Here is a 23,651-nt window from a genome sequence, read left to right as displayed (position 1 = left end):
CTAGTGGGCCTCGTGCGGCAGAGTTGGGCTAGCGGCCAAGAGTAGGTCGGTGACACAGACAGGCTCCGGGTTGCCTGCCGGGTCGCCTCTGCACGTTTTTGGAACAATCGCCGTTTTCAGGGAACCGTTCGTTCAGCTCTCGGTTGGTGTCGAGGCGCTTTATCGCTCTCTAAATCAGGAGTTGATCATGAAAAACATTCTTCTGACCTCGGCCTTCCTTGTCATGTCCGCCGGATTTGCATTTGCTCAGTCCGGCACATCAACCAGCGGGTCGTCGACGACGACGACAACTATGCCAAGCACCACCGACCAGGGCACCGACAAGACGACCACGAGCGGCATCAATCCGAACTCTGCCAAGGATTGTGCGCCGGGCCAACAAACCGGCAGTGCGAAACAGTCCGCTCCTGGTCAGCAGGACACCGATGCCAAGACGGCTGCTCCAGGCCATGTGAAAAAGACCACCGAAGGTTGTTAGCCGTCCCCAACTGAACCGGACGGGAATTGCCCGTCGCCGAGCCGCCTTGCGGCTCGGTCGCAAGACTCCCCATTTCCCAGGTTTTTCACGCCTCCTGACTGCGGCTGCCGGCGGACTTGCCAGGTCAGCCTCACAACAGCCAACGCTAATATAAGATTCGGGTGTTGCAACAGGAGGTTCGAATGATTGCCGCAATTGCAAATCAACCTCGGCAAGTACCCGAAAAACAGACGGCGGTGGGAAAGCCGGAAACGAGCGAAGAATTTTCGCCAGGCCGCAGCGCAGACGCCGTCGGACATCTCGCCAAAATCATGGTTGCCGCAAGCGGCGACGTGGATTCTGGTGCGCAAGGTCGCGCAGCATCCAAGATCGCCAGAATGGACATCACAGTTTTGACGCCACCACCTGAAGAACCACCACCGGAGTAAGATAGTCCGGACGCGTCGGAGCCGCGCTCGTCATGCGATCCGATCGAGGGCTACGCGACGGCACTCAGCACAGATTCTGCCAGCGTCCCCAGGCCGGCACATCCCGAGCATGCGATCGTCTTTCCGGGGCAACCGATCCGATGGGTGCCTTGCGGGCAGCAATGGCCGTTTGACGCATACCATTTGGAACAGTCGAATATCCTGCCGCTGCTGTGACAGCGCGGGCATTCCATATTCACTGAAGTCATTGCCAATTTTGTCGAACTCAAATGCACAAGCCCCGCGCCGCAAGTAGCAGAGATCGTTGCGCTTTCAAGCATAGCGCCCTGACTTAAATTGGGTGGATTGGCGATGAGGGGAGATGGCCAGCGCGGACGGGTGAAGGGCTGGTGGTGGGCTGCCTGAGCCTTGGAAGATCGATCCAAGTCTGGGGCTATTGTCGCCCGGCGATAATCAAGGTCGTCGTGATAAGCTTCCTCGGCTCAATTCGCTTAAGGCAATGATCGGGCGTGTTTGGGATTGGAAATATTTCAGATCGGGAATCTTGGGGCGTCGCCTTGGCGCATCCTTCCCCGGTGACAGCAACAGGATCGCTGGGCTGCGTACTGGCAGCTTGGGTGGCCGCGGACGCAAAAAGGATCGTTTGGGTTATGAGAGCCGAAAAGGCGGCAACCTGGACCAACACCGCGGCGAGGGCGATTTTCTTGAGCATGCGACAGAACGCTCTTCAACGCCCCCGGTTCCTCCGGCTTCTAGTTTTTAAGCTCCTGACGGGAACAAGAGACCGGCGATCCGGTTAACTGGATCATGTCCAACACGATCAAGGAACCGCCACCGAGCCCCGAACCGAAGGAGCTACCTGTCCATCGCGACAAAAGAGCACCGTCAGAACTTGAACATGTCGAACCGCCACCGCGAGACGTGCGAGAGGCACCGGTGCCCAATCCAAACGGCGAGAAGAAATCCTGACGAGATCGCAGAAGCCAAGACAGGGCATATGCCTGCTCTGGCGAAAGCGCGGAGGCCCGGCGTCGCGACATCATCGACGAGCGCACTCCGAAACCGAAATCGAGGAACGCGCGGTTTCGCTCGCCATGCTGCAGACCGCCTAAACCTTTGGACGGTAAGCCTCTTCTACCTGCCGGCCAGATTCCGTGTTATATAGGTGTCGCAATCCATATGGGAGAAGCGGACAATCTGTTCTGCCGTGAAAGGCGCATTTCTGTTGGTACCGGCATGCGCGGATCGTCTCAGGCACATTTGACGATAGGGAGGAAAAAGTCATGCGCTTGGTCGCATTTTTCGCCGTCGTGTCCGTTGCAACCTTCGCCGCCAATCCGTCGCAGGCTCAGGACGCTGCGGCTGGCGAGAAGGTCTTCACCAAATGCAAGGTCTGCCACATCGCAGACGAGGATAAGAACAAGATCGGACCATCGCTGCACGGCGTCATCGGCCGGACCGCCGGTACGCATCCGGATTTCAAATATTCTGATGCCATGATTGCGGCCGGCAAATCAGGCGTTAAATGGGACGAGCCAACACTGACCACCTATCTTCACGATCCCAAAGCCATGGTCAAAGGAACCAAGATGGCGTTTCCCGGCCTCAAGAACGATGCAGACGTGGCCAACGTCATTGCCTATCTGAAAACGTTCTCCAAGTGACGTGGCTCCTCCGCAATATGGCTAACCGCTTGTCCTGTCGTGGTCTATCCGGACCGGAGGGCAACGTGAGCAAAAACCGTGTTCCAGTTTTTGCACGCGCGCGCCTTCAGTTCGGGATCGTGGCCTAATGCACGTCGCGTCCACTTTTGAGCGACTTGCATTGGGTTGCCTGCTTCCTTCGGTCTGCGATGTCGACTAGGGAAAGCCGCCTCAAGGATACCGGCATCCGCCTTTCGGAAGCGACGGCGGGTGATTTCTTCACGCTTATGAAGCCGCGGGTCATGGCGCTTGCAGTATTCACTGCTTTCGTTGGCCTGATGGCGGCGCCTGGCGCGATGAATCCGGTCATCGCCGTGATTGCAATCGGTGCGATTGCGATCGGAGCAGGAGCGGCCGGGGCCCTCAACATGTGGTACGACGCCGATATCGACGCGCTGATGTCGCGCACATCAAAACGGCCGGTTCCGTCGGGCCGCGTCACGCCGGGTGAAGCGCTCGGCTTCGGCCTGGTGCTTTCCGCGCTTTCGGTCATGACGCTCGGCGTTCTGGTTGGCTGGCTTGCCGCATCGCTGCTGGCCTTCACCATCTTTTTCTACGTCGTCATCTATACGATGTGGCTGAAGCGCTCGACGCCGCAGAACATCGTCATCGGCGGCGCGGCGGGTGCCCTTCCTCCTGTCATTGGCTGGGCGGCCGCCACTGGCGCGATCGGCATCGAAAGCGTCATCCTGTTCCTGATCATCTTTCTGTGGACGCCGCCGCATTTTTGGGCGCTCGCGCTGTTCAAGGTCGGCGACTACGCAGCTGCCGGCATCCCGATGATGCCAAACGTGGCCGGCCAGGCGTCGACCAGAAAACAGATACTCGCCTATTCGCTGCTCTTGGCGCCAATCGGCGTGCTGCCCTGGGCGGTTGGATTCGCGAGCGTGTTTTATGGACTTGTTTCGGCTGCATTGGGCGCGGGTTTCATCTGGCACGCCTGGAAGGTCCTGGCCGCTCCAGACGCGGAGATGAAGACTGCAAAGGCGCTGTTCGCCTTCTCGATTTTCTATCTTTTTGCGATCTTTGCCATGCTGCTTGCCGACACCATCGCAATGCGGGCGTTCATGCCAGGTTGACGGCCTGACCGCTGTTCTTGGAATCCTTGACGAGCCGAGGGTCGGTAATTGCCAGGACCGGCTCGGCGATCACGATGGTATTGCACAGAATCCCAGGATCAGCAGGGCGACTATGCCAAGGCCGAGTATGAGAACCGTCCTTCCGTCCATGGCATTCACCTTTGACTCGCCGCATGACCCTTGAAAATCGGAATCGATTTTCGGCAAGGATCATGCGCCAGCCAACGCGGTACAGCGTCCTTTGCGCGCCCAAAAAGGACGCGCGGCGCTGTATGAGAATATCGGAAAAGAACCACCAGAGCCAGCCGGCGGAGCTCTTCCGACAAAGGGCGACAAGTCCCTGGCAAAAGAGTATGTTGGTTGCGGTGCAGGTCGCGGTTTTGCGAGGCCATTCATGCAGAACGGCAGCACCCTGAAACCGCGACCTCACCGGACCCGCTCTGGAGGAACGGTCATGGCAAGTTTTCATGTGATAGCAGGCGCCAGCGAGACGCTGGAGCATACCAAAATTCGAAAAATCGGTGTTGCCGACCTTTTCGACGCGCTCAAGCGTGGCGTCGACGATTTCATGGTCAAGCCGTCGCACATCGTCTTTCTCTGCCTGATCTATCCGCTGGTGGGAGTCGTGCTCGCCGTCTGGACGTCGGGCGCCAATGCGTTGCCGTTGTTGTTTCCGCTCGTCTCCGGTTTTGCGCTGATTGGCCCTTTTGCGGCGATAGGTCTCTATGAAATCAGCCGCAGACGGGAAGCCAGACTCGACACCTCCTGGAGGCACGCTTTCGAGGTCAGGAATTCTCCGGCACTCCCGGCCATCGCGGCGGTCGGGATCATGCTGCTGGCAATCTTCATCACATGGCTTTTGACCGCCCAGCTATTTTACCAGTATCTCTTCGGCCCGGCACCGCCGGCATCGATATCCGGCTTCATCAACGAAATATTCGCCACCGGACGTGGCTGGACGCTGATCATCCTGGGTCACGCCATCGGCTTCGTCTTCGCTGCGGTCGTGTTGTGCACAACGGTCATCGCCTTCCCATTGTTGCTGGACCGCGACGTCGGCGCTTACGAGGCCATCCACACCTCGGTGCGCGCGGTGCTGGCGAACCCAATCACCATGGCTGTCTGGGGGCTGATTGTCGCCGTCGCCCTGATCATCGGCTCGCTGCCGGTGTTCGCCGGGCTGGCCGTCGTGTTGCCGATTCTCGGTCACGCCACCTGGCATGTCTACCGCAAGGTCGTGGAGCCGCCCTCCAGATCGGCGAGTTGAGAACGTTCTGCCCCATCCCGCGCCGGCGAGAGTGCGGTGCGGGATGATCGAAGCCGTCAGTAAGCGGCGTGGCTGAAGCGGGCCTGGTAGGCACCCATCGTCAGGTTGCGGAAATCCTTGCCGCTGACATGCACTAGCGTTTTATGGTCGCCGCCTTCGAAGTAGACGTCGGTGGCGTCGCCAAGGCTTTCATCGACGATCACTGGCACATTGTAGGCCGCGCCGATCGGCGGGATCGCGCCGGTGTCGCAATCGCCGAAGAGCGAAGCCATCTCGTCCTCGGAGGCGAGTCCGAGACGCTTGTCCATGACGTCTTGCAATGTGCCGAGCTCGATCCTGTGGGTGCTCGGAACCACGGCCACTGCATAGCCAAGCTCGTGGTGAACGACCACGGATTTCGCCATGATGCTGCCGGGCACATGCGCGGCTATTGCCGCCTGCCTGCTTGTCGAAGTGCGATGATGAGCGACGGTGTCGTAGGGAATTCCCTTGCCGTCGATGAAGTCCTTCAGTCTGTTCGCGATCGTCATCTTGGCCTCCCTTGCCGGAGTTTGCGACGCATCGGGAAACGACGGCAATCATCCCACTTATGTCGTTTCCGATGTCAGAGCCTGTTCTGTTCCGAAAGTCGGGATCGGCTCTCTTGTTGTTCGAGCAAGATCTTTTTCGAAACGAAGATCGGTGGAGCAAAAACCGGATCCACTTTTCGGGATCATGCTCTAACAAAATGGGCCAGTTGCCGATTGTTTCAAGGCGCCGGCCACCGAACTGGACACACGCCGGATGCGTGGGGCCTGACCAGAATGCCATGGCACTCCGGATTGGGCCTCAGGGCCCGGACCCGAAAAACGTCAGCCGGGTGAAAAGCGTATAGTCCGCTTCGAGGACCATCATTGTCACGAACACCAGCACCAGTATCGGCGGCAGGATGATCGCATAGGCCAGCGCCAGCCGTTCCCAAGCCATGTGCATGAATACGGCGACTATCAGCCCTGCCTTGAGGATCATAAAGATCAGGATCAGCGACCATCTGAGATAGCCGTGAAGGCCGAAATAATCGACCAGGTACGAGCACGTGCTGAGGATGAACAGCCATGCCCAGACCACCAGATAGAGTTTGATCGGATGTTCCTGATGCGCGTCGGCATGGGCGACGGCGGCCGGCGCTTCATGCGCAGCGTGAAGTGCGTGTTGCCCGAGGCCGTTTGCGGTTGCTTCAGCCATTTTTTCCTCTCACCAAAGCCTGCCTCTCACCAAAGATAAAAGAATGCGAAGATGAATACCCAGACCAGATCGACGAAGTGCCAGTACAGCCCCATGATCTCGACATTCTCGTAGCGCCCCGTGCGGCTGGTGAAGAAGCCGCGTCGCCCGGTGTCGAAATCTCCGCGCCATACCTTGCGCGCCACGATGATCAGGAAGATCACCCCGATCGTCACATGGGTGCCGTGGAAACCGGTGATCATGAAGAAAGTCGAACCGAATTGTGCGGCGCCCCAGGGGTTGCCCCAGGGCCGTACCCCTTCGGTGATCAGCTTGGTCCATTCGAAGGCTTGCATGCCGACAAAGGTCGCGCCGAGTGCCGCGGTCAGAAGCATCAGGATCGCTGTCTTGCGGCGGTCGCGGCGATAGCCGAAATTGACCGCCATGGCCATTGTTCCGCTGCTCGAGATCAGCACGAAGGTCATGATCGCAATAAGGATCAGCGGGATATCCGAGCCGCCGATACGAAGCGCAAAGACCTCGCTCGGATTAGGCCACGGCACGCGTGTCGAAATGCGAGCGGTCATGTAGGAGAGCAGGAAGCAGCCGAAGATGAAGGTGTCGCTGAGCAGGAAGATCCACATCATGGCCTTGCCCCAGGACACGTTCTTGAACGCCCGCTGATCCGAGGACCAGTCGGCGGCAATGCCTTGCCAGCCTGAGGGCCGTGGCTCCGTCTGGGTATGCGTGAGTGTCTCTGCCATTCGTTTGATCCCTTAGGTCAGCAACTGTCGGCAAATGTCGATGAACGTCGCGGCCCAGCCGGCCAGTAGGGCAAAGACGGCGAGCCAGACGAAGAGCAGGAAATGCCAGTACATGGCGCACAACTCGACACTGAGGCGAAGCCGTTCGGGCCGCGCTGCGTTCCAGGCGCCGGCGGTTGTTCTGCCGAGGCCCACCAGCCCGCCCAGTATGTGCAGGCCATGCATGCCGGTGATCAGGTAGAAAAAGCTGTTGGCCGGATTGGAGGTCAGAAAATAGCCGTCGGCGGTCAGCTGCCGCCATGCCATGAGCTGTCCGATCAGGAAGGCAAGCGCCGTGAGCCCGGCCGTGGCGAGGCCGAGCCTGACCATGTCGATCTGGCCCCTGCGCGCCGCGACCGTGGCGCATTGCAGGGCAATGCTGCTCAGGACCAGCACGCCGGTGTTGAGCCAGAGCAGCCGCGGCAGCGGCAGCGGCTGCCAGTCCGACACCGCCATCCGCATGAAATACGCGCTGGTGAAGAGCGCGAACAGGCAGCCGACGACGGCGAGGAAGACACCGAGGCCGATTTTGGCGGTGGGTAGCGCCGACCGGTCGAGGGCGACAAAATCGCCGGCCAGACCTTGCTCGAGCCATGGCTTCGACATCAGCCCCTGATGTGAAAGCCACCATCCGGCAAAGCCGGCGATGACGAACAGGAAGACTATGATGACGCTCATGCCGGCTCCCTCGAGGGGCCGAAGGAGCCCGGCATGTTCTGCGGAATGAAATCCTCCTTGGCGCCTGGCACGCTGTAATCATAGGCCCAGCGATAGACGATCGGCAGGTCCTTGCCGAAATTGCCGTGGGCGGGCGGTGTTTGCGGCGTCTGCCATTCGAGGGTCGTGGCCCGCCACGGATTGCCGCCGGCCTCGCGGCCATGGCGGATGCTCCAGATGAGATTGAACAGGAACACCATCTGGGCGAAGCCGACGATGAACGCCATGATGCTGATGAACGAGTTCAGGTGGTGGGCTGACTCGGTCATGACAGTCATGTCGGTCAGTTCAGCATAGCGCCGCGGCACGCCCATCAGGCCGAGGTAGTGCATGGGGAAGAAAATCAGGTAGGCGCCGAGGAAGGTGACCCAGAAATGGAACCGGCCCAGCATTTCGTTGAGCATCCGCCCGGTGACCTTCGGGTACCAATGATAGATCGCGCCAAAAACCACGAGGATCGGGGCGACACCCATGACCATATGGAAGTGGGCGACGACGAACATCGTGTCGGACAGCGGAACATCGACGACGACATTGCCAAGAAACAACCCGGTCAACCCACCATTGACGAAGGTGACGATGAAGGCCAGGGCAAAGAGCATAGGTATGGTGAGATGGATGTCGCCGCGCCATAAGGTCAGCACCCAGTTGTAGACCTTGATGGCGGTCGGAATGGCGATGATCAGCGTCGTGGTGGCGAAGAAGAAACCGAAATAGGGGTGCATGCCGCTGACATACATGTGATGCGCCCAGACCACGAAGCTCAGCGCGCCAATGCCGACGATGGCCCAAACCATCATCCGGTAGCCGAAAATGTTCTTGCGTGCATGAGTGCTGATCAGGTCGGAGACGATACCGAAGGCCGGCAACGCCACGATGTAGACCTCGGGATGGCCGAAGAACCAGAACAGGTGCTGAAACAGGATCGGGCTGCCGCCATTGTGCTGCAGTTGCTCGCCCATCTCGGAGATCGCCGGCATGAAGAAGCTGGTGCCTAGGACGCGGTCGAGCAGCATCATGACGCAGGCGACGAACAGCGCCGGAAAGGCAAGCAGCGCCATGACGGTTGCTGTGAAGATGCCCCAGACGGTCAGCGGCAGGCGCATCATCGTCATGCCGCGCGTGCGGCCCTGCAGCACCGTCACCACATAGTTCAGGCCGCCCATCGTGAAGCCGATGATGAACAGGATCAGCGAGGAGAGCATCAGGATGATGCCCCAGTCCTGGCCGCCCGGCGTGCCGCTCATGATGGCTTGTGGCGGGTAGAGCGTCCAGCCGGCGCCCGTCGGTCCGCCCGGTGCAAAGAAGCTCGACACCAGGACCAGCACGGCGAGCAGGTAGATCCAGTAGCTCAGCATGTTGACATAGGGGAAAACCATGTCGCGCGCGCCGACCATCAGCGGAATCAGATAGTTGCCGAAGCCGCCGAGAAAGAGGGCGGTGAGCAGGTAGATCACCATGATCATGCCGTGCATGGTGATAAACTGGTAGTAGGCTTCCGGGGTGATGAAGTCGAACGTGCCGGGGAAGCCGAGTTGCAGCCGCATCAGCCAGGATAGCACCAGGGCGACCAGGCCGATTCCCGTTGCCGTCGCCGAATACTGGATGGCTATGACCTTGGCGTCCTGCGAGAAGACGTATCTCGTCCACCAGCTGTGCGGATGGTAAAGCTCCACTTCGGCGACTTCGGCCGGGGGGATGCCATCTGCAGGTGTGATGTCGACCATAGGAACACCTCCGCGTCCTTTTCAGCGAGACCCGACCGTTTCGAGCTTTGCTGCAATTTTCAAACCTGGCGCTATGGTCTTGGCCGGCGCCATAGTCTTCCCGGGAGCGTTGTCTGCCGCGCCCGTTTGCTGGGGTGCCGACAACTGCGCGAAAGTCTGCTGCTGGCCAAACCAGGCCAGGTAGTCCTGCTGCGTGTCGACCACGACCACACCATGCATCAAGGGATGCCCCTGGCCGCAAAGTTCAGCGCACAGGACCTGAAAGGTTCCGGTCTTGGTCGGTGTGAACCAGAAATAGGTGACCGAGCCCGGGATCATGTCCATCTTGGCGCGGAATTCCGGCACATAGAAATCATGCAGCACATCGATCGAGCGGAGCAGCATCTTGACCGGCTTGCCGACCGGCAAATGCAGATCAGCCGCTTCGACCAGGACATCGTCCTGACCATTGGGATCGCTGGCGATCACGCCCAGCGGATTGTCGGTGGTGACGTCCCGGGTGTCGGATGTGCCAAGCTTGCCGTCCTTGCCGGGCAGACGGAAACTCCACTGCCATTGCTGGCCGACGACTTCGACCTCCGTCGCGTCGCTCGGGACGTTGACGAACCGGCTCCAGACGAACAGGCCGGGAACCAGCAACGCCGTGACCCCGACCGCGGTGACGATCGTCAACCAGGATTCGAGCCGCTTATTCTCCGGCTCGTAGGCGGCCCGGTTCCCTTCCCGATGACGGAAGCGGAAGACGCAATAGGCCATGAATAGGACCACGGCGGCGAAGACGACGCCGGTAATCCAGAAGGTAATGATGATGGTGTTGTCGATATAGACCCAGTTCGAGGCAATCGGCGTCCACCACCATGGGCTCAGCAGGTGAAACAGCACCGAGCCCACTACAATCAAAACGAGTACAAGCGCTACGGCCATGTCCCGTTCCTCCCCGGCATTCTGGAGGACGCGAAGCTGGTCCCGGCGAATGCCAAGGTCATCATAGCTCTTTTTTCGGTTGAAATTCCAGAGCCGACTATCTTGACGGGAAAAATGTCGCCAAGATTAAACTCTTGAAGACGCTTGCACTGGAAGGAGAGGGCTGACGTCCAACTGCGAGCAGGCGGCGCTCGCAGTTTTGATTGAAATGGCTCCCCGGAGTCGATGAAGCTGAGAAATGCGAATTCGCTATCACCCTGCGCCACATTCGCCGAAAATGCGCAAAGGTCCACCGGTGGAATGGCCGATGTGAACCGCGTCCTTCAGGTCCAGCGCCCAAACGCGTCGGCCGCGTAATGATCGATGTCGTGACCATCGGCGACCTGCTCCGAGCGTCCGTGGCCGCGCCGGTTATGCGCGACCACTCGATAGCCCTTCGACAGGAAGAAAAGCATCTGCGCGTCCCAGTCGTCGGAGCTGAGCGGCCACCCAGGTGAAAAACGATCGGCTGGGCGTCCTTGTGACCCCAGTCCTTGTAGAAAATCTGTACGTCGTCGTCGGTCGTGACAAAACCCGTGGTGTATTCTCCCTCCGGAACATTGTGGTTACGGGCCCCGCCGCGCACACGGCGCCCCGCGGAAGGGTGAAGCTCGCGGCGAGCGCCGGGGCCGAGATCAGGACGTCGCGGCGGTCGAGTGGCAGGCCAAGGGTGAAGGCGGGAGGCATCGAGGAACTCCGCGAGTTATTCAGAAGGCGGCGGGTGGGATCACACGCAATCGCCGCACATGAGCGGCTTTGTTTCGGTAGAAGGGCGGCGAAGGCCGGCAAGCGGATCGATTCCGACCTTCACCGAAGTGCTCGCCATGCCGACCGGGATCAGCCGGCTACTGGCGTGTTGAGAAGCTGCTGCTCCCAAAGATACGCGATGCCGCTGCCGCCGAAGTGCTGGATGAGAATCTCGGTCAGCTCCTCGACATGCTCGGTGCGCGCCCAATCGCGTTGCCATTCGCCAGCGAGCGCCATCACGGTCATCACGTTCGCGCCGGCCGCGATCATTCGCTGGATGGCAACTTCGTGAGACTCCTTCGAAATCCCGCCCGACGCGTCGGTTATAACGGTCACATCCCAGCCTTCGCCGGCGGCCTGGATCACAGGCATTGCGACGCAGACCTCGGTCCACAGGCCGGCGATGATCAGCTGCTTGCGGCCGGTCGCCTTGACGACGTTCACCACATTCTCGTCCTGCCAGGTGTTCACCCAGGTGCGATCGATGACTTCCTGGTCCGGAAATACGTCGGTGATCTGCTTGAAGAGAAGTCCACCGCGCGCCGCGATCACGCTGGTGAGAATGGTCGGAACATTGAAGGCTTTTGCTAGCTTCGCCAGCGCGGTCGTGTTGTTGACCACCATGTGCGGATCGTGGCTGTTCAGGTTTGCGAGCTGGTAAGGTTGGTGATCGATCAGAACGAGGACCGAATCTTCGGGACGAAGAAGCGAATCGAGGCCGTTGCGAGGGGTCATCAAGACTTCCTTTCTCTGCCGCCATGGACGGCAATGGGTTCACGGGAGACATGCGCCAGCGGGCGACGTTGTCTGGACGCAATTTGCCGTTCCTTTTGGTGATGCGGTAGTGCCATAGTCAGGCAAGCTGTGTCGCGAAACGAGGAACGCTGTATTGGACATCGAAGATCTACAGACATTCGTCGCAGTGGCCGATGCAGGGGGCGTATCGGCCGCCGCGCGCCGGCTCGGCGTCTCCAAGTCAATCGTCAGTCGGCGGCTCTTTCGGGTTGAAGCGGAGCTCGGGGTTCAGCTTCTTGCAAGAACAACCCGCGGCGCCGCGCTTACGGAAGCGGGAATCACGTTCAGGGACCATGCGGCCCGGGCCAGCGCCGAGATCGACACCGCAAGGGAAACGATCCTCCCCACCGGTGAGCTGCGCGGCCGCCTGAGGGTTGCCATGCCGCTTACTTTCGGCCCAACCCACTTCGCCCCCGTGCTCGCGGAGATGGCGCGCCAGCACCCGCAGCTTCACATTCATACCTCCTACAGCGATCGCTTCGTCGATCTCATCGCAGAGGGTTTCGATTGCGCGATCCGGGTTGGCTACCTTCAGGACTCCAACCTGATCGCGAAGCGCGTCGGGCCGTTCCATGGCAAGCTTGTCGCCAGCCCGGATTATATCGAAGCGCACGGTTCACCTGAGACTCTGGACGAACTCGTCACCCATCAGGCCCTCATGCAGGGAACAGAAACCTGGCAGTTCATGGATAATGGCAAGGTTGTCACGGTTCAGCCGCAGGGCAGGTTCAAGGCCGATAGCGCTACGGCGCTTGCCGCCGCGGCGGCGGCAGGTCTCGGCATCGCCTGGCTCGCCGATTGCATCACACATGAATATGTGGCCTCCGGCACGCTGGTCCCGATCATGACACGCTATCCGGTACCTCCGGCGGCCGCGTATGTCGTCCGCCCGCCGGGTCAGCATCCCACGCGGAAAGTCAGGGTGCTCACCGAAATGCTGACTGAGTATTTCAAACGCAACCCGGAACTTTGGGGTCTCGACAGCTAGGACACGAACGCTGCGAAGCCTCTCGAAGACCTGTGTTCGAGGTGGCACTCCTTCGGCGACCTGGCCCGCACGTTCCACTTGCTGCGACGCTGCTTGACCTATCTAGGGGCTATCGTGCAGACGGTCGCGCGCCAGTCTTAGACATTCAGGAAGCCTAGGACCGGAAGCCCAGGAGAGGATGGCTGGCGCGAGAGGCTGCTTCGTTAAGCTATAGCTAATATAGATGAGCCCGCGTCATCCAATCGAGGGATGGCGCGACGTAAACCCCCGCTCCACCTAATGGCAAGGCAAAGGGCGGCAACCCGGTTTTGCCGCCCAATGGGCCTGCTGGCTCTAGGGGCTAAATATGAGCAAGACGACTCTCGTACTCGCTATCCTCGCGATCAGCATCAGCTATGCCGATGCCAAGGGCCATAAGGTGAACCTGCCGGTTTGCACCGCGTCAAGCTCACTCGCCGAAGTCCTGGGGGACAAATGTTTTCTCGTCAAAGGTTCGAAGATCTATGGCGACATCGCCGATCTTTCCCAGATAGTCATTTGGGCTGGTGGCGGAGCTGGCGGTCTGTGACGGGTGCCCTTGGGCAGTGCGACGACCGCGAGCAAGACGACTGCGACGACGAGGAAGGCGGCGACTCCGAGCCGGACAACGACTGCGAACAGATTATGTGGCGCGACGATCTGACTGATCAGACCGTACTGGTGCGGCTATGAAGGGAAACATCGCTTTGAGTCCATCGCCCGGACGGTCGATCCCGCGAACGGCGATATAATCTGGTCCATCGGACCGAAGACTCCAGCGGCGGACGTTCGTTCGCTTGTCGCAGAGCTGGGCGCGGAGTTCCGGTCCTATTTTTCCGAGATGAACCGCCAGAAGGCGAACTGATCAAACCTGCAAACTTGCAGGATTGGCTGCCGATGGTGGCGGGCTTTCTTTATCTTGTGGCAGAAAAGTCACTCAGCTGGAATATGCTGAGCTTCAACCGGTGCGAGCTTATTATCCAGCTAGGTGAGGCGTACCGTTGTTTCGCGGGCAAAGGGGATGCCCGACACTCCTCCCGAACTAGGCCCGCTGCCCGCAAAGGCGGCGGGCTTTTTGCTTAGCCCATCCTGGCCTTTTCCAGTTGCGACGTTGTCGGCGTTTGTGCTTCGGCAGCTAGGGCCAGGATGATGGCGCCGGCGAACTCACTCTCGTGGAAAAGTCTGATTGCCAGGTTGATCTGATTTGACGCCGCCTCTTTGCGTGTCATCCGCAAGAGCTTCCCAAGGGGCAGAGCTTTGTTTGGCATTTCTTGCATCTGTAGCCCTAGATGTAGCCCGCACTGAATTTTGCCAGCAGACTGGCAGTAGGGCTGTTTCGGCTAAGTGGTTGGAAATATTTGGCTCCCCGGGCCGGATTCGAACCAGCGACCAACCGGTTAACAGCCGGTTGCTCTACCACTGAGCTACCGGGGAACGGAGGCTCTTATGCGAGTTGCGCAGCGTATAGCTGCCCTTTTCGGCTTTGCAAAGAAGCAATTCGCATTTTTCCGAGGCTTTTTCGCACAGGCGTTTCTCGCAATCGTCGAGAGATGCCCTCATATTAGCAGCCTTGGCAGGGATACGGAACCGAAAGCGCGGCCGCGCTTGGGTTCGCTGATGCTTCTGAACGATCAAAACGGGTCAATCTTTCGAAACGATGACAGCACAAGATAACCACATGCCGGCGCGCAAAATCTCAGTTTTCGGGCGCGAGTTCAAAATGCCGCGCTCGCGCGGGCTCAGAATCACCATCGGTGTCCTGCTGACCATCGGCGGCATCCTCGGGTTCCTGCCGATCCTCGGTTTCTGGATGGTTCCGCTCGGATTGCTGGTGCTTTCCTATGAGTTCGCCATGGTGCGGCGCCACCGCCGACGCTTTGTCGTCTGGTGGGAACGGCGGCGCCGGCCGGATTGACATGGCGTGGGCACGCCTCAGCGGGCCCTTGCTTCACGGATCTGCTTGAGAATCGGCTGAGGCAAGCCTTGCCCTGTCGTGCGGCGACAGGTGCCCGCGCCTTCAATGGACAGGCCGGTCGGTGGCGTAGTGCAAAAACTCTCTGCACCGCGCTCAGGACAGGCCTGGCGGCGCATTCTTGTCTATCATCTCCATTGCCTGGCGCATGGCTTTGTCTCCTGCCGTGCTCAACGCGTGAACCCCGAAGGGGTTTTTCCTGCGGCAGGCTATGCTTAAGAATCGTCTAATGTAGCTGTGGGCTTGGGGCCTGACGATTTGACAGGGTCTGCCCGGATCGGCGCACAGGGAAACCGTTCGGAATGCACGGTGGCCGCTTGACGGCATTTTCGCCGCAACCTATTGGAACCGGGTGGAACGCCGGGAGCAACGAGGCCTCGTGGCGGAGTGGTTACGCAGAGGACTGCAAATCCTTGCACCCCGGTTCGATTCCGGGCGAGGCCTCCAATGCCCGGGCCCCCGCGCAGCAAGCGTAGGGGGCCTGAAGTTCCTGACGTAATGAACCGCGGTTCTGGCGCGGCAAGCGGATTGGTTGGAACATGAGCGCTGATTTCTCCGAGCTTCGCGTCAAGATGGTCGATGGCCAGGTTCGCACCACCGATGTGACCAGCGCGCCGCTGCTCGAGGCCATGCTCGTCGTGCCACGAGAGGCTTTTGTTGGCGCCGCCCAGCGCGATCTCGCTTACATCGACGAGGACATTCGCATTGCCACCGGCGCGGACGGCGCGCGCTACCTTATGGAAGCGTCACCGCTGGCCAAGCTCATCCAACTGGCTGAGATCAAGCCGACCGACTCGGCGCTCGATGTCGGCTGCGGCACGGGTTACGCTTCGGCCATCCTGTCGCGGCTGGCCAGGTCCGTGGTGGCGCTCGAAAGCGATTCGGCGCTGGCGGAAACCGCCAGATCGACGCTATCGTCGCTTGGCTGCAGCAATGTGACCGTTGTGCAGGGGGCGTTGCCACAAGGGCATGCCGCCCAGGCGCCTTATGACGTCATCTTCGTCGGCGGCAGCGTCGCGGAAGTCCCAGTGCCGCTGCTCGACCAGCTTGCCGAAGGCGGCCGACTCGTCGCCGTTGAAGGGCAAGGTAATTCCGGCCTGGCCCGACTTTTTTTTAAGGCGGGAGGGGTTGTAACCGGAAGACGCGCGTTTAATGCGGCAATTAAGCCACTACCGGGATTCGAACGTATTCATGCTTTCGAGTTTTGAGTGATTTTGCCTTGCAGCAGAGGCATTGTCATGGTCGCTTGCATTTGAACAATTGTTGCTGATCCGCAAACTGGGGGCACTTTGGGGCTGAGCAGCAGGGAACATCGAACACGCGGCGGCGGCTGATCACGACGAGAAGCCGGTGCGGCGCAGTTCCCATGGAAAACGAATGAGGGTTTAACCGTGCCGTCTGTACGAAAGTCACTTTTCACCGCCGTCCTCGTTTCGGCGACCATGCTGTCCCCACTGACCGCTTCGGCGGAAACCATCTCAGGCGCGCTTGCAAAGGCCTATCAGTACAATTCTTCGCTGAATTCCGCCCGCGCCGGCGTTCGTATTACCGATGAGAGCGTCGCCATCGCCAAGTCGGGCTGGCGTCCGACCATCAACGGCTCGGCGACAATCGACTATTCCAGCAGCCATCTCACCGGTGCGGATCGGAGCGTACGGCTGACCACCGGCAATTTTGGTGTCCAGATCAATCAGACGCTGTTCGACGGCTTTCAGACCAGGAACAATGTCGCTGCCGCCGAATCACAAGTTCGCGCTTCGGTCGAAAGCCTGCGCAACACCGAAGAGAACACCCTGTTCAGCGCCGCCCAGGCGTATATGAACGTGATTCGCGACCGCCAGATCGCCGTGCTGACCGAGCAGAACCTGCAATTCCTCACTGAAACGGCGCGCGCGGCGCGTTCGCGTTTCGAGGTTGGTGAAGGCACGCGTACGGACGTCGCGCAGGCCGATGCTTCGCGGGCCGCCGCCGTGGCATCGCTGAGCGCCGCCCGGGCGCAGGCACTGGCGAGTGCCGCGACCTATCGCGAGATCGTCGGCGACGAACCAGGCAAGCTCAAAGGCGCTTCGCCGGTGGCAAAGCTGTTGCCGTCGAGCCTGGCTGCCGCCATCGGGGTGGCCTCGAACGAGCATCCGGCTATCCTTGCCACCCAGCATCTGGTCGACGCTGCTTCGTTTTCTGTGAAGTCGGCCGAAGGCGCGCTGCTGCCGCAGCTGTCTGCTTCCGCCGGCGTCTCGAGCGCGTATCGCAACACCGTGCCGGGCTTCCTCTCGACGCAGGACGGCACCACCAATTCGGCCAGTGTCGGGGCAACGCTGACCATCCCGATCTATTCCGGTGGCCGCACCTCGGCGATTGTGCGCCAGGACAAGGAATCGCTCAGCCGGGCCCGCATCGAGGTCGACGTGAGCCGCGACCAAGTGCGCCAGGCCGTCACCGCCGCCTGGACCGAGTACACTGCCGCGCAGCAGCAGCTGACGGCCAACAGGCAAGTGATCGAGGCGGCAAAGCTGGCGTTGAACGGCGTCATCGAAGAACGCAATGTCGGCCAGCGCACCACGCTCGATGTCCTCAACGCACAGGCTACGGTCATCACCGCCGAGATCAACCAGGCGAGTTATGAGCATGATGTGGTGGTGGCGAGCTATGCCATCCTGCAGGCGACCGGCCGCCTGTCTGTCGACCGCCTTGGCCTGCAGGTGACGAAATACAAGCCTGAAGAGCACTACAACGCCGTCAAGGACAAGTGGATCGGCCTGCGCACGCCGGACGGCCGCTGAGGGCGCCCGGTCCGGATTTTTCCGTCTCGCCGTTTGAGCAGGATTGCTTGCTCGGCTGCTCGTGGGTTTAAGATCACGCTAATCTGTTGAAATCCCACAAGTCCCCAGATTGGGGATTCTCGTGCGGCGATCCGTCGGCTACGCTGTTGCCATGATTCGATCCGGCCTTGCCGGAGCGGAAATCCACAGAGGTCACAAAGGCGGCGGATGTGACGATGGCAACGGCAAGCAGCGCACAGCGCGAACCTTCCATGGAAGAGATCCTGGCTTCCATCAGGCGAATCATCGAGGACAGCGACGGCGGCCGCAAGCAGCCGGGCGACGCCGATGAGTTGCGCCAGGATCTGGAGCCGGCGTCGAGCGGCGATGCTGCCCCCGACGTCGAGGCATTCCGTGCCGACCTGCATGCCGGCCCCGAGGTCAGGAAGCCGGTGACGCTGGCGGAAGTCCAGGCACAGCTGCCGGCGGCCGAGCCGGCGATTGCGCGTATGGAAACGCCGGTGCGCGCCGATCCAGCTCCGGCGAAGCCATCGATGACACTTGCCGAGGTCAGTGCCCGGATTGCCGCCGAACCGGCCGCGGTCGACGCGTCGGCACCACGTCCCGTCATTGCCCCCGTTGCCGATTGGCGGCGCGAGATCGCCGCGGTTGGTGAGCAGGCAAAAATGGCCGAGGCACGCAAGCCGGTTGCCCAGCCGCCGGCCGACGATTCAAGGGACGAACCGAGCGCGAAGGCGACCTCCGAGACACCTCGTCCAGACGCGGCACGGCCAACGCCAGTTAGTGACGCGGCGCGTCCGGGGATCGTTTCCGAGCATACAGGCCGGCAGGTTGCCGCCGCTTTTGGCGAGCTTTCCGACGCGTTTGCCAGCCGCAGCAAAAAGACATTCGACGAGATGGCCGAAGAGATGCTGCGTCCGATGCTGCAGGATTGGCTCGACAACAATCTGCCGACGCTGGTCGAAAGGCTGGTGCGCGAAGAAATCGAGCGCGTGGCGCGCGGCGCCCAGTAGTTGCCAAAAAGAGACGGCGCCCTCGTGGCGCCGTTTCTTTGGGGGAGGTCAGTTTGTATTGGTGGCGAGGCAGACAGGTCGCCGCCGGATTCCCTTACCACAATGGACCATGTTCGAGATCTTCTACGTCCGCCGGTCGGATTATGGCTATCCGGCATGCAGAAAACCCTATCGGACGCCAAGGGCGAAGCTCTGCGCCAAATGCGGGCATGCCTTGCGTTGAAATGAACAGGGCCGCGCCTATCTGCCCGTGAATGCCGCGACAGCCCTTGCGGTTGACTTGGCCAAAACCTTCCGATTTACACCGGACCAGCATAACTCCCGACAGCGCGGACCATTTTCCCATGCTTGAAAAGACCTACGACGCCAAAACCGTCGAGCCGAAGATCGCCAAAGTCTGGGAAGAGGCCGACGCGTTTCGCGCCGGTGCCGGGGCCGAGGAGGGGGCGGAGGCCTTCACCATCGTCATCCCGCCGCCGAACGTCACCGGTTCGCTGCATATGGGGCACGCGCTTAACAACACGCTGCAGGACATATTGGTGCGCTTCGAGCGCATGCGCGGCAAGAACGTCTTGTGGCAGCCGGGCATGGACCATGCCGGCATCGCCACACAGATGGTGGTCGAGCGCCAGCTTATGGAAAAGCAGATCCACCGCCGCGACCTGACCCGCGAGCAGTTCATCGAGAAAGTGTGGGAGTGGAAGGCCGAATCCGGTGGCGCGATCTTCAACCAGCTGAAGCGGCTCGGCGCCTCCGCCGATTGGTCACGCGAACGCTTCACCATGGACGAGGGCCTGTCCAAGGCCGTGCTTGAAGTGTTCGTCACGCTCTACAAGGAAGGCCTGATCTACAAGGACAAGCGTCTTGTGAACTGGGACCCGAAGCTGCTGACCGCGATCTCCGATCTCGAGGTCGAGCAGCAGGAGGTCAACGGCAATCTCTGGCATTTCCGCTACCCCATAGAGGGCCAGGCCTTCGACCCGGAAAACCCAAAAACCTTCATCACCGTGGCGACGACGCGCCCCGAGACGATGCTGGGCGATACGGCCGTTGCCGTATACCCCGACGATGAGCGTTTCCGGCACCTGGTCGGCAAGAACATCGTTCTGCCGATCGTCGGCCGCAAGATTCCCGTCGTGGCGGATGAATATTCCGACCCTGAGAAGGGCTCCGGGGCGGTCAAGATCACGCCGGCGCACGACTTCAACGACTTCGAGGTCGGCAAGCGTCACAAGCTGCCGGCGATCAACATCCTGACCACCGCGGCGGCGGTAAGCCTCAAGGACAATGAGGATTTTCTTGCCGGTCTCGAGGTGACGCCGGAGCGCCAGGCGGTCTGGAATGAACTCGACGGGCTCGACCGCTTCGTCGCGCGCAAGAAGATAGTCGAGCTGATGGAAGAAGGCGGTTTCCTCGAAAAGGTCGAGCCGCATCGCCACGCCGTACCGCATGGCGACCGCGGCGGCGTGCCGATCGAGCCGTTCCTGACCGAGCAATGGTATGCCAACGCGGCGGAGCTGGCCAAACCGGCGATCGCATCGGTGCGCGAGGGCCGCACGAACTTCGTGCCGAAGAACTGGGAGAAGACCTATTTCGACTGGATGGAGAACATCCAGCCCTGGTGCATCTCGCGCCAGCTCTGGTGGGGTCACCAGATCCCGGCCTGGTACGGGCCGGACGGACGGGTCTTCGTCGAGAAGACCGAGGAAGAGGCGCTCGGCGCGGCGATCGAATATTATCTGGCGCTGGAAGGGCCGTGGAAGGCATGGGTCGAGGACAAGCTCGAGAATTTCCAGCCAGGCGAGATCCTGACCCGCGACGAGGATGTGCTCGACACCTGGTTCTCGTCGGCGCTGTGGCCGTTCTCGACCTTGGGATGGCCGGACGAGACACCCGAGCTGAACACCTACTACCAGACCGACGTGCTGGTGACCGGCTTCGACATCATCTTCTTCTGGGTCGCCCGCATGATGATGATGGGCTTGCACTTCATGGACGAGGAGCCTTTCCACACCGTCTATGTCCATGCGCTGGTCCGCGACAAGAACGGGCAGAAGATGTCGAAGTCGAAAGGCAACGTCATCGACCCGCTCGACCTCATAGACGAATACGGCGCCGATGCGCTGCGCTTCACCCTGACGGTGATGGCGGCCCAAGGCCGCGACGTGAAGCTCGACCCGGCGCGCATCGCCGGCTATCGCAACTTCGGCACCAAGCTGTGGAACGCGACGCGTTTTGCCGAGATGAACGAGGTTGCGCGCGATGACGATTTCTGGCTGAACGACGCCAAGCTGGCGGTCAACCGCTGGATCCTGACCGAGCTGACGCGCGCCGCGCGCGAGATCACCGACGGCATTACCTCATACCGCTTCAACGAGGCGGCGGGTGCCGCATACCGCTTCGTCTGGAACCTGTTCTGCGACTGGTACCTGGAACTGCTGAAGCCGGTGTTCATGGGCTCCGACGAGGCGGCGAAGGCCGAAAGCCGCGCTTGCGTCGCTTTCGTGCTGGACGAGATCTACAAGCTGCTGCATCCGATGATGCCGTTCATGACCGAGGAGCTGTGGGCGCAGACCGCTGGCGAAGGCAAGGAACGCGCGTCGCTGCTATGCCATGCTGCATGGCCGTCGCCGGACTTCGAAGACGCGGATGCCGCCGCCGACATCAACTGGCTGGTCGACCTCGTTTCAGGCATCCGCTCCGTGCGCTCGGAAATGAACGTGCCGCCGGCTGCCATTGCACCGCTGGTGGTGGTCGGTGCCAACGATGTGACGCGCGAACGGCTTGTCCGTGAGGATTCGGCGATCAGGCGGCTGGCACGCGTCGGCGACATCTCGCTGGCCGATGTTGCGCCAAAGGGTTCGGCGCAGATCGTGCTCAACGAGGCGACGATCTGCCTGCCGCTCGGCAGCCTGATCGATCTTGTCGCGGAGGCGGCACGGCTGCGGAAGGAACTGGCCAAGGTGACCGAGGAAATCGCGCGCCTGCACAAGAAGCTGTCGAACGAAAGGTTCGTCGCCAGCGCGCCGGCAGAGATCGTCGAGGCAGAGCGCGAAAAGCTCACCGAATACCGCGACGCGCAGGAGAAGCTTTCGGTCGCGTTGACCAGGGTTCGCGACGCCGGTTGAGGGCGGGATTCGCGAGATTTTAGCGCCCTCTAAAATGGCAGCATTTTTGCCTCGAAAACAGGCATTCCGTTGCGTTAATGTTGACGTAAACGGAAGTTTTAGCCCCATTGTTGCCATAATGTAACAATGGGGCCGGATACCCGCAAAATGCCCTCTTCTTGGGCCATTTTGGAGAAGTTTCCCCGATTTTGTTGGTTCATTTGCACCCAAATGCCGTGTTTTCGGTCTTGCGGGAGAGTCGGAATTTTGCGGAAAACGCACTCTGATCAACTGTACGTGTACGCTTCTTGAATTCGTTGTTGCACCGTTAACCTGAATTGGTTCTAGCTTGATGCACGGTTATTCGGGGGAGGACATCCATGAACAATTTGCGTCTGAAAGCACTGCTGGGGGCAGGGTGCTTGTCGCTGGCTTTGATCGGAACCGCGATGAGTTCGGCGCATGCTGGCGGCCTGGAGCGCGGCGGTTACGACATCGATCTTTTGTTTGACCCTGCGCCGTTCTCTACGGAAGCGGAAGCGACTTACGTGATGCCGGATCGTAAGCTCAAGAATGCGCGCGGTCCTGGCGGGGCCGACCTAGGTTTCGGGACCTCGGCCGATGGGGCCGAGAACTATTGGGTCCCGCGCATCGGCGCGAAGGCCCAAATCGTCCAAGGTGTCGACTGTATGATTGACTACTCGCAGCCTTGGGGTGCGCATGTTGCGCCCGGCGTGTGGAATGGTGCGTTTTCCAACATGGAAACCGACATCAAAAGCGATAACTACGCTGCGACTTGCTCTTACAAAATGGATGCGGGCAAGGGTCAACTCCGCTTTATCGGCGGTGTTTTCTACCAGAAGGTCTACGGTTTCAAGGAAAGCCTGGTGTCACCGCTGGTGCCCGACTTCGGCGGCACCGGTCGCGTCGATCTGACGAGCAACGGCTGGGGCTGGCGCGCCGGCCTTGCCTACGAAATCCCCGACATCGCGTTGCGCGCGAGCCTCGTCTATAATTCGAAAGTTAAGCTCGATAGCATTTCGGGCACGCTCGATCTGACAAATGTCGGCAGCGTCGTTCTTCCGATCTACGGCTCAACGCAGTACATGCCGGACGTGGTGGAATTGAAAATGCAGTCGGGCATCGCGCCCGGCTGGCTCGCCTTCGGTTCGATCAAGTGGGTTAACTGGAGCGTGCTACAGAGTGTGCCGATCTGTCCGGTCGGTGTCCCAAGCGCGTTTTGCTTCACGAACTCGCCAGGCGAAGTAACGTCGCTCGACCTGATGTATCGTGACGGCTGGACGGTCACGGGCGGCATCGGTCATAAGTTCAACGACGAGTGGAGTGCGGCCGGCCAGCTCTCCTGGGATCGCGGCACTTCGCATGGCTACGGCTCGCAGACGGACTCCTGGACGCTGGGGGGCGGTGTCGCTTACACCCCTAAGCCGAATATCGAGGTTCGCTTGGCTGGCGCGGTTGGCGTGCTGACAAGCGGTCATTCCGGTATATTGATTGGGGAGAACGGTAAAGTTGTTGGAGATGACGCCACCTACGACTTCGGCAACGATCTCGTCACAGCGATTTCAGGCGGCCTCAAGATCAAGTTCTAAACCTCTGAAAAGCTGAACGAAAAAGGCCGGGCATCGCTCGGCCTTTTTCGTTGGCAGGTCTGGTCAGGCGTCCAGTTACCCAAGCCGCGTTGCATATAAATAGCACCGCTTTCACCTCGTGCAATTGTGACGTTTCGGCAACACTTTCTGAACAACCCCTGCGCTAAAGATCAGGCCAAGGAAATTGCCCATTTCCCGCCATAAACCCGGCGCACCTCGATCTTGTCTCGGGACACGCGCCAAAAGGCTCGGC

Annotated in this window: 24 protein-coding genes, 2 tRNA genes and 1 pseudogene; 15 read left to right on the top strand and 12 right to left on the bottom strand. The window is 60.4% G+C overall.

All coding sequences use genetic code 11. The features are described 5' to 3' along the window. The first annotated feature begins 187 nt into the window (after positions 1-187). Together X744_RS164255 and X744_RS1000000171515 are read left to right on the top strand one after the other, a co-directional pair. Complete coding sequence (locus tag X744_RS164255; RefSeq protein WP_023757657.1) at positions 188-478, top strand: hypothetical protein; 291 nt, start codon at positions 188-190, stop codon at positions 476-478. Positions 479-660: 182 nt separating this feature from the next. Continuing rightward, positions 661-906, top strand: a complete 246-nt coding sequence (locus tag X744_RS1000000171515) for a hypothetical protein (RefSeq protein ID WP_084025151.1) — start codon at positions 661-663, stop codon at positions 904-906. Positions 907-1,339: 433 nt separating this feature from the next. Here the strand turns inward: X744_RS1000000171515 and X744_RS164260 are convergent, their stop codons facing one another. Next, the gene (locus tag X744_RS164260; protein WP_023757656.1) at positions 1,340-1,618 is read right to left on the bottom strand and encodes a hypothetical protein; all 279 of its coding nucleotides are present in this window, start codon (positions 1,616-1,618) and stop codon (positions 1,340-1,342) included. Between the two features lie 571 nt (positions 1,619-2,189). Between X744_RS164260 and X744_RS164265 the strand changes: the two genes are divergently transcribed. The 3 genes from X744_RS164265 to X744_RS164275 all read left to right on the top strand — a co-directional run bounded on the left by X744_RS164265 (position 2,190) and on the right by X744_RS164275 (position 4,955). Then, positions 2,190-2,570 (top strand): cytochrome c family protein, encoded by a 381-nt coding sequence (locus X744_RS164265; protein WP_023757655.1) that lies wholly within the window; start codon positions 2,190-2,192, stop codon positions 2,568-2,570. A 188-nt stretch (positions 2,571-2,758) separates the two neighbouring features. Then, positions 2,759-3,688, top strand: a complete 930-nt coding sequence (locus tag X744_RS164270) for a heme o synthase (protein ID WP_023757654.1) — start codon at positions 2,759-2,761, stop codon at positions 3,686-3,688. 454 nt (positions 3,689-4,142) lie between these two features. Then, positions 4,143-4,955 (top strand): DUF2189 domain-containing protein, encoded by an 813-nt coding sequence (locus X744_RS164275; protein ID WP_023757653.1) that lies wholly within the window; start codon positions 4,143-4,145, stop codon positions 4,953-4,955. A gap of 56 nt (positions 4,956-5,011) precedes the next feature. Here the strand turns inward: X744_RS164275 and X744_RS164280 are convergent, their stop codons facing one another. From X744_RS164280 to X744_RS164310, 8 genes and pseudogenes are all read right to left on the bottom strand, one after another. Further along, positions 5,012-5,485 carry an aminoacyl-tRNA deacylase gene (locus X744_RS164280; protein ID WP_023757652.1) on the bottom strand — a complete coding sequence of 158 codons (474 nt, stop codon included), beginning with the start codon at positions 5,483-5,485 and terminating at the stop codon, positions 5,012-5,014. Between the two features lie 298 nt (positions 5,486-5,783). Further along, positions 5,784-6,179, bottom strand: a complete 396-nt coding sequence (locus tag X744_RS164285) for a cytochrome C oxidase subunit IV family protein (RefSeq protein ID WP_023757651.1) — start codon at positions 6,177-6,179, stop codon at positions 5,784-5,786. 26 nt (positions 6,180-6,205) lie between these two features. Next, positions 6,206-6,922, bottom strand: coding sequence for a heme-copper oxidase subunit III family protein (locus X744_RS164290; RefSeq protein ID WP_023757650.1), 717 nt, complete (start codon positions 6,920-6,922; stop codon positions 6,206-6,208). A 12-nt stretch (positions 6,923-6,934) separates the two neighbouring features. Beyond that, on the bottom strand, positions 6,935-7,639 hold the full coding sequence (locus X744_RS164295; RefSeq protein WP_023757649.1) for a cytochrome c oxidase subunit 3: 705 nt from the start codon (positions 7,637-7,639) through the stop codon (positions 6,935-6,937). After that, on the bottom strand, positions 7,636-9,405 hold the full coding sequence (gene ctaD / locus X744_RS164300) for a cytochrome c oxidase subunit I (protein ID WP_023757648.1): 1,770 nt from the start codon (positions 9,403-9,405) through the stop codon (positions 7,636-7,638). The genes X744_RS164295 and ctaD overlap by 4 nt, the downstream gene beginning before the upstream one ends. Positions 9,406-9,426: 21 nt before the next feature. Then, positions 9,427-10,329, bottom strand: coding sequence for a cytochrome c oxidase subunit II (locus tag X744_RS164305; protein WP_023757647.1), 903 nt, complete (start codon positions 10,327-10,329; stop codon positions 9,427-9,429). A gap of 288 nt (positions 10,330-10,617) precedes the next feature. Next, a pseudogene (locus tag X744_RS1000000171505) lies at positions 10,618-11,055 on the bottom strand (alpha/beta hydrolase); the annotation flags it as partial. A gap of 150 nt (positions 11,056-11,205) precedes the next feature. Further along, the gene (locus X744_RS164310) at positions 11,206-11,850 is read right to left on the bottom strand and encodes a hydrolase (protein ID WP_023757644.1); all 645 of its coding nucleotides are present in this window, start codon (positions 11,848-11,850) and stop codon (positions 11,206-11,208) included. A gap of 154 nt (positions 11,851-12,004) precedes the next feature. On the opposite strand from X744_RS164310, the gene X744_RS164315 reads away from it, so the two are divergent. The 3 genes from X744_RS164315 (at position 12,005) to X744_RS1000000173425 (ending at position 13,609) form a co-directional block, all read left to right on the top strand. Then, entirely contained in the window at positions 12,005-12,898 is an 894-nt protein-coding gene (locus X744_RS164315) for a LysR family transcriptional regulator (protein ID WP_023757643.1), read from the top strand. Positions 12,899-13,244: 346 nt separating this feature from the next. Then, entirely contained in the window at positions 13,245-13,466 is a 222-nt protein-coding gene (locus X744_RS164320) for a hypothetical protein (protein ID WP_023757642.1), read from the top strand. Next, a complete protein-coding gene (locus X744_RS1000000173425) occupies positions 13,463-13,609 on the top strand; it encodes a hypothetical protein (protein ID WP_023757641.1) in 147 nt (48 codons plus the stop codon). The genes X744_RS164320 and X744_RS1000000173425 overlap by 4 nt, the downstream gene beginning before the upstream one ends. Before the next feature lie 386 nt (positions 13,610-13,995). Here X744_RS1000000173425 and X744_RS164325 read toward each other — a convergent pair whose 3' ends face one another. Continuing rightward, complete coding sequence (locus tag X744_RS164325; RefSeq protein ID WP_210164160.1) at positions 13,996-14,184, bottom strand: hypothetical protein; 189 nt, start codon at positions 14,182-14,184, stop codon at positions 13,996-13,998. 91 nt (positions 14,185-14,275) lie between these two features. Then, positions 14,276-14,350, bottom strand: a tRNA-Asn gene (locus X744_RS164330). Positions 14,351-14,573: 223 nt separating this feature from the next. On the opposite strand from X744_RS164330, the gene X744_RS164335 reads away from it, so the two are divergent. The 4 genes from X744_RS164335 to X744_RS164350 all read left to right on the top strand — a co-directional run bounded on the left by X744_RS164335 (position 14,574) and on the right by X744_RS164350 (position 17,668). Continuing rightward, entirely contained in the window at positions 14,574-14,831 is a 258-nt protein-coding gene (locus X744_RS164335; RefSeq protein WP_023757639.1) for a hypothetical protein, read from the top strand. Between the two features lie 430 nt (positions 14,832-15,261). After that, positions 15,262-15,335: transfer RNA gene (locus tag X744_RS164340), tRNA-Cys, on the top strand. A gap of 92 nt (positions 15,336-15,427) precedes the next feature. Continuing rightward, positions 15,428-16,096 carry a protein-L-isoaspartate O-methyltransferase gene (locus tag X744_RS164345; RefSeq protein ID WP_023757638.1) on the top strand — a complete coding sequence of 223 codons (669 nt, stop codon included), beginning with the start codon at positions 15,428-15,430 and terminating at the stop codon, positions 16,094-16,096. A 183-nt stretch (positions 16,097-16,279) separates the two neighbouring features. Further along, complete coding sequence (locus tag X744_RS164350; protein WP_023757637.1) at positions 16,280-17,668, top strand: TolC family outer membrane protein; 1,389 nt, start codon at positions 16,280-16,282, stop codon at positions 17,666-17,668. A gap of 73 nt (positions 17,669-17,741) precedes the next feature. Here X744_RS164350 and X744_RS1000000174790 read toward each other — a convergent pair whose 3' ends face one another. After that, the gene (locus tag X744_RS1000000174790) at positions 17,742-17,921 is read right to left on the bottom strand and encodes a hypothetical protein (protein ID WP_210164161.1); all 180 of its coding nucleotides are present in this window, start codon (positions 17,919-17,921) and stop codon (positions 17,742-17,744) included. Here X744_RS1000000174790 and X744_RS164355 point away from each other — a divergent pair. The 3 genes from X744_RS164355 (at position 17,884) to X744_RS164365 (ending at position 23,398) form a co-directional block, all read left to right on the top strand. Beyond that, on the top strand, positions 17,884-18,681 hold the full coding sequence (locus tag X744_RS164355; protein ID WP_023757636.1) for a PopZ family protein: 798 nt from the start codon (positions 17,884-17,886) through the stop codon (positions 18,679-18,681). The genes X744_RS1000000174790 and X744_RS164355 overlap by 38 nt on opposite strands. A gap of 344 nt (positions 18,682-19,025) precedes the next feature. Continuing rightward, positions 19,026-21,809 (top strand): valine--tRNA ligase, encoded by a 2,784-nt coding sequence (locus X744_RS164360; RefSeq protein ID WP_023757635.1) that lies wholly within the window; start codon positions 19,026-19,028, stop codon positions 21,807-21,809. 359 nt (positions 21,810-22,168) lie between these two features. Then, positions 22,169-23,398, top strand: a complete 1,230-nt coding sequence (locus X744_RS164365) for an OmpP1/FadL family transporter (RefSeq protein ID WP_023757634.1) — start codon at positions 22,169-22,171, stop codon at positions 23,396-23,398. Positions 23,399-23,651 lie beyond the last annotated feature (253 nt).

The organism is Mesorhizobium sp. LNHC252B00, from assembly GCF_000502955.1.
GTDB lineage: Bacteria > Pseudomonadota > Alphaproteobacteria > Rhizobiales > Rhizobiaceae > Mesorhizobium.
This window is presented reverse-complemented; position numbering and strand designations above follow the sequence as displayed.

Coding starts and splice junctions, on each gene's coding strand:
- X744_RS164310 (WP_023757644.1), bottom strand. CDS start 11,850: ATGACCCCTCGCAACGGCCTCGATTCGCTTCTTCGTCCCGAAGATTCG.
- X744_RS164305 (WP_023757647.1), bottom strand. CDS start 10,329: ATGGCCGTAGCGCTTGTACTCGTTTTGATTGTAGTGGGCTCGGTGCTG.
- X744_RS164320 (WP_023757642.1), top strand. CDS start 13,245: ATGAGCAAGACGACTCTCGTACTCGCTATCCTCGCGATCAGCATCAGC.
- X744_RS164280 (WP_023757652.1), bottom strand. CDS start 5,485: ATGACGATCGCGAACAGACTGAAGGACTTCATCGACGGCAAGGGAATT.
- X744_RS1000000171515 (WP_084025151.1), top strand. CDS start 661: ATGATTGCCGCAATTGCAAATCAACCTCGGCAAGTACCCGAAAAACAG.
- X744_RS164260 (WP_023757656.1), bottom strand. CDS start 1,618: ATGCTCAAGAAAATCGCCCTCGCCGCGGTGTTGGTCCAGGTTGCCGCC.
- X744_RS164345 (WP_023757638.1), top strand. CDS start 15,428: ATGAGCGCTGATTTCTCCGAGCTTCGCGTCAAGATGGTCGATGGCCAG.
- ctaD (WP_023757648.1), bottom strand. CDS start 9,405: ATGGTCGACATCACACCTGCAGATGGCATCCCCCCGGCCGAAGTCGCC.
- X744_RS164325 (WP_210164160.1), bottom strand. CDS start 14,184: ATGCCAAACAAAGCTCTGCCCCTTGGGAAGCTCTTGCGGATGACACGC.
- X744_RS164295 (WP_023757649.1), bottom strand. CDS start 7,639: ATGAGCGTCATCATAGTCTTCCTGTTCGTCATCGCCGGCTTTGCCGGA.
- X744_RS164360 (WP_023757635.1), top strand. CDS start 19,026: ATGCTTGAAAAGACCTACGACGCCAAAACCGTCGAGCCGAAGATCGCC.
- X744_RS164290 (WP_023757650.1), bottom strand. CDS start 6,922: ATGGCAGAGACACTCACGCATACCCAGACGGAGCCACGGCCCTCAGGC.
- X744_RS1000000174790 (WP_210164161.1), bottom strand. CDS start 17,921: ATGGAAGGTTCGCGCTGTGCGCTGCTTGCCGTTGCCATCGTCACATCC.
- X744_RS164265 (WP_023757655.1), top strand. CDS start 2,190: ATGCGCTTGGTCGCATTTTTCGCCGTCGTGTCCGTTGCAACCTTCGCC.
- X744_RS164255 (WP_023757657.1), top strand. CDS start 188: ATGAAAAACATTCTTCTGACCTCGGCCTTCCTTGTCATGTCCGCCGGA.
- X744_RS164275 (WP_023757653.1), top strand. CDS start 4,143: ATGGCAAGTTTTCATGTGATAGCAGGCGCCAGCGAGACGCTGGAGCAT.
- X744_RS164355 (WP_023757636.1), top strand. CDS start 17,884: ATGGCAACGGCAAGCAGCGCACAGCGCGAACCTTCCATGGAAGAGATC.
- X744_RS164365 (WP_023757634.1), top strand. CDS start 22,169: ATGAACAATTTGCGTCTGAAAGCACTGCTGGGGGCAGGGTGCTTGTCG.
- X744_RS164285 (WP_023757651.1), bottom strand. CDS start 6,179: ATGGCTGAAGCAACCGCAAACGGCCTCGGGCAACACGCACTTCACGCT.
- X744_RS164270 (WP_023757654.1), top strand. CDS start 2,759: ATGTCGACTAGGGAAAGCCGCCTCAAGGATACCGGCATCCGCCTTTCG.
- X744_RS164335 (WP_023757639.1), top strand. CDS start 14,574: ATGACAGCACAAGATAACCACATGCCGGCGCGCAAAATCTCAGTTTTC.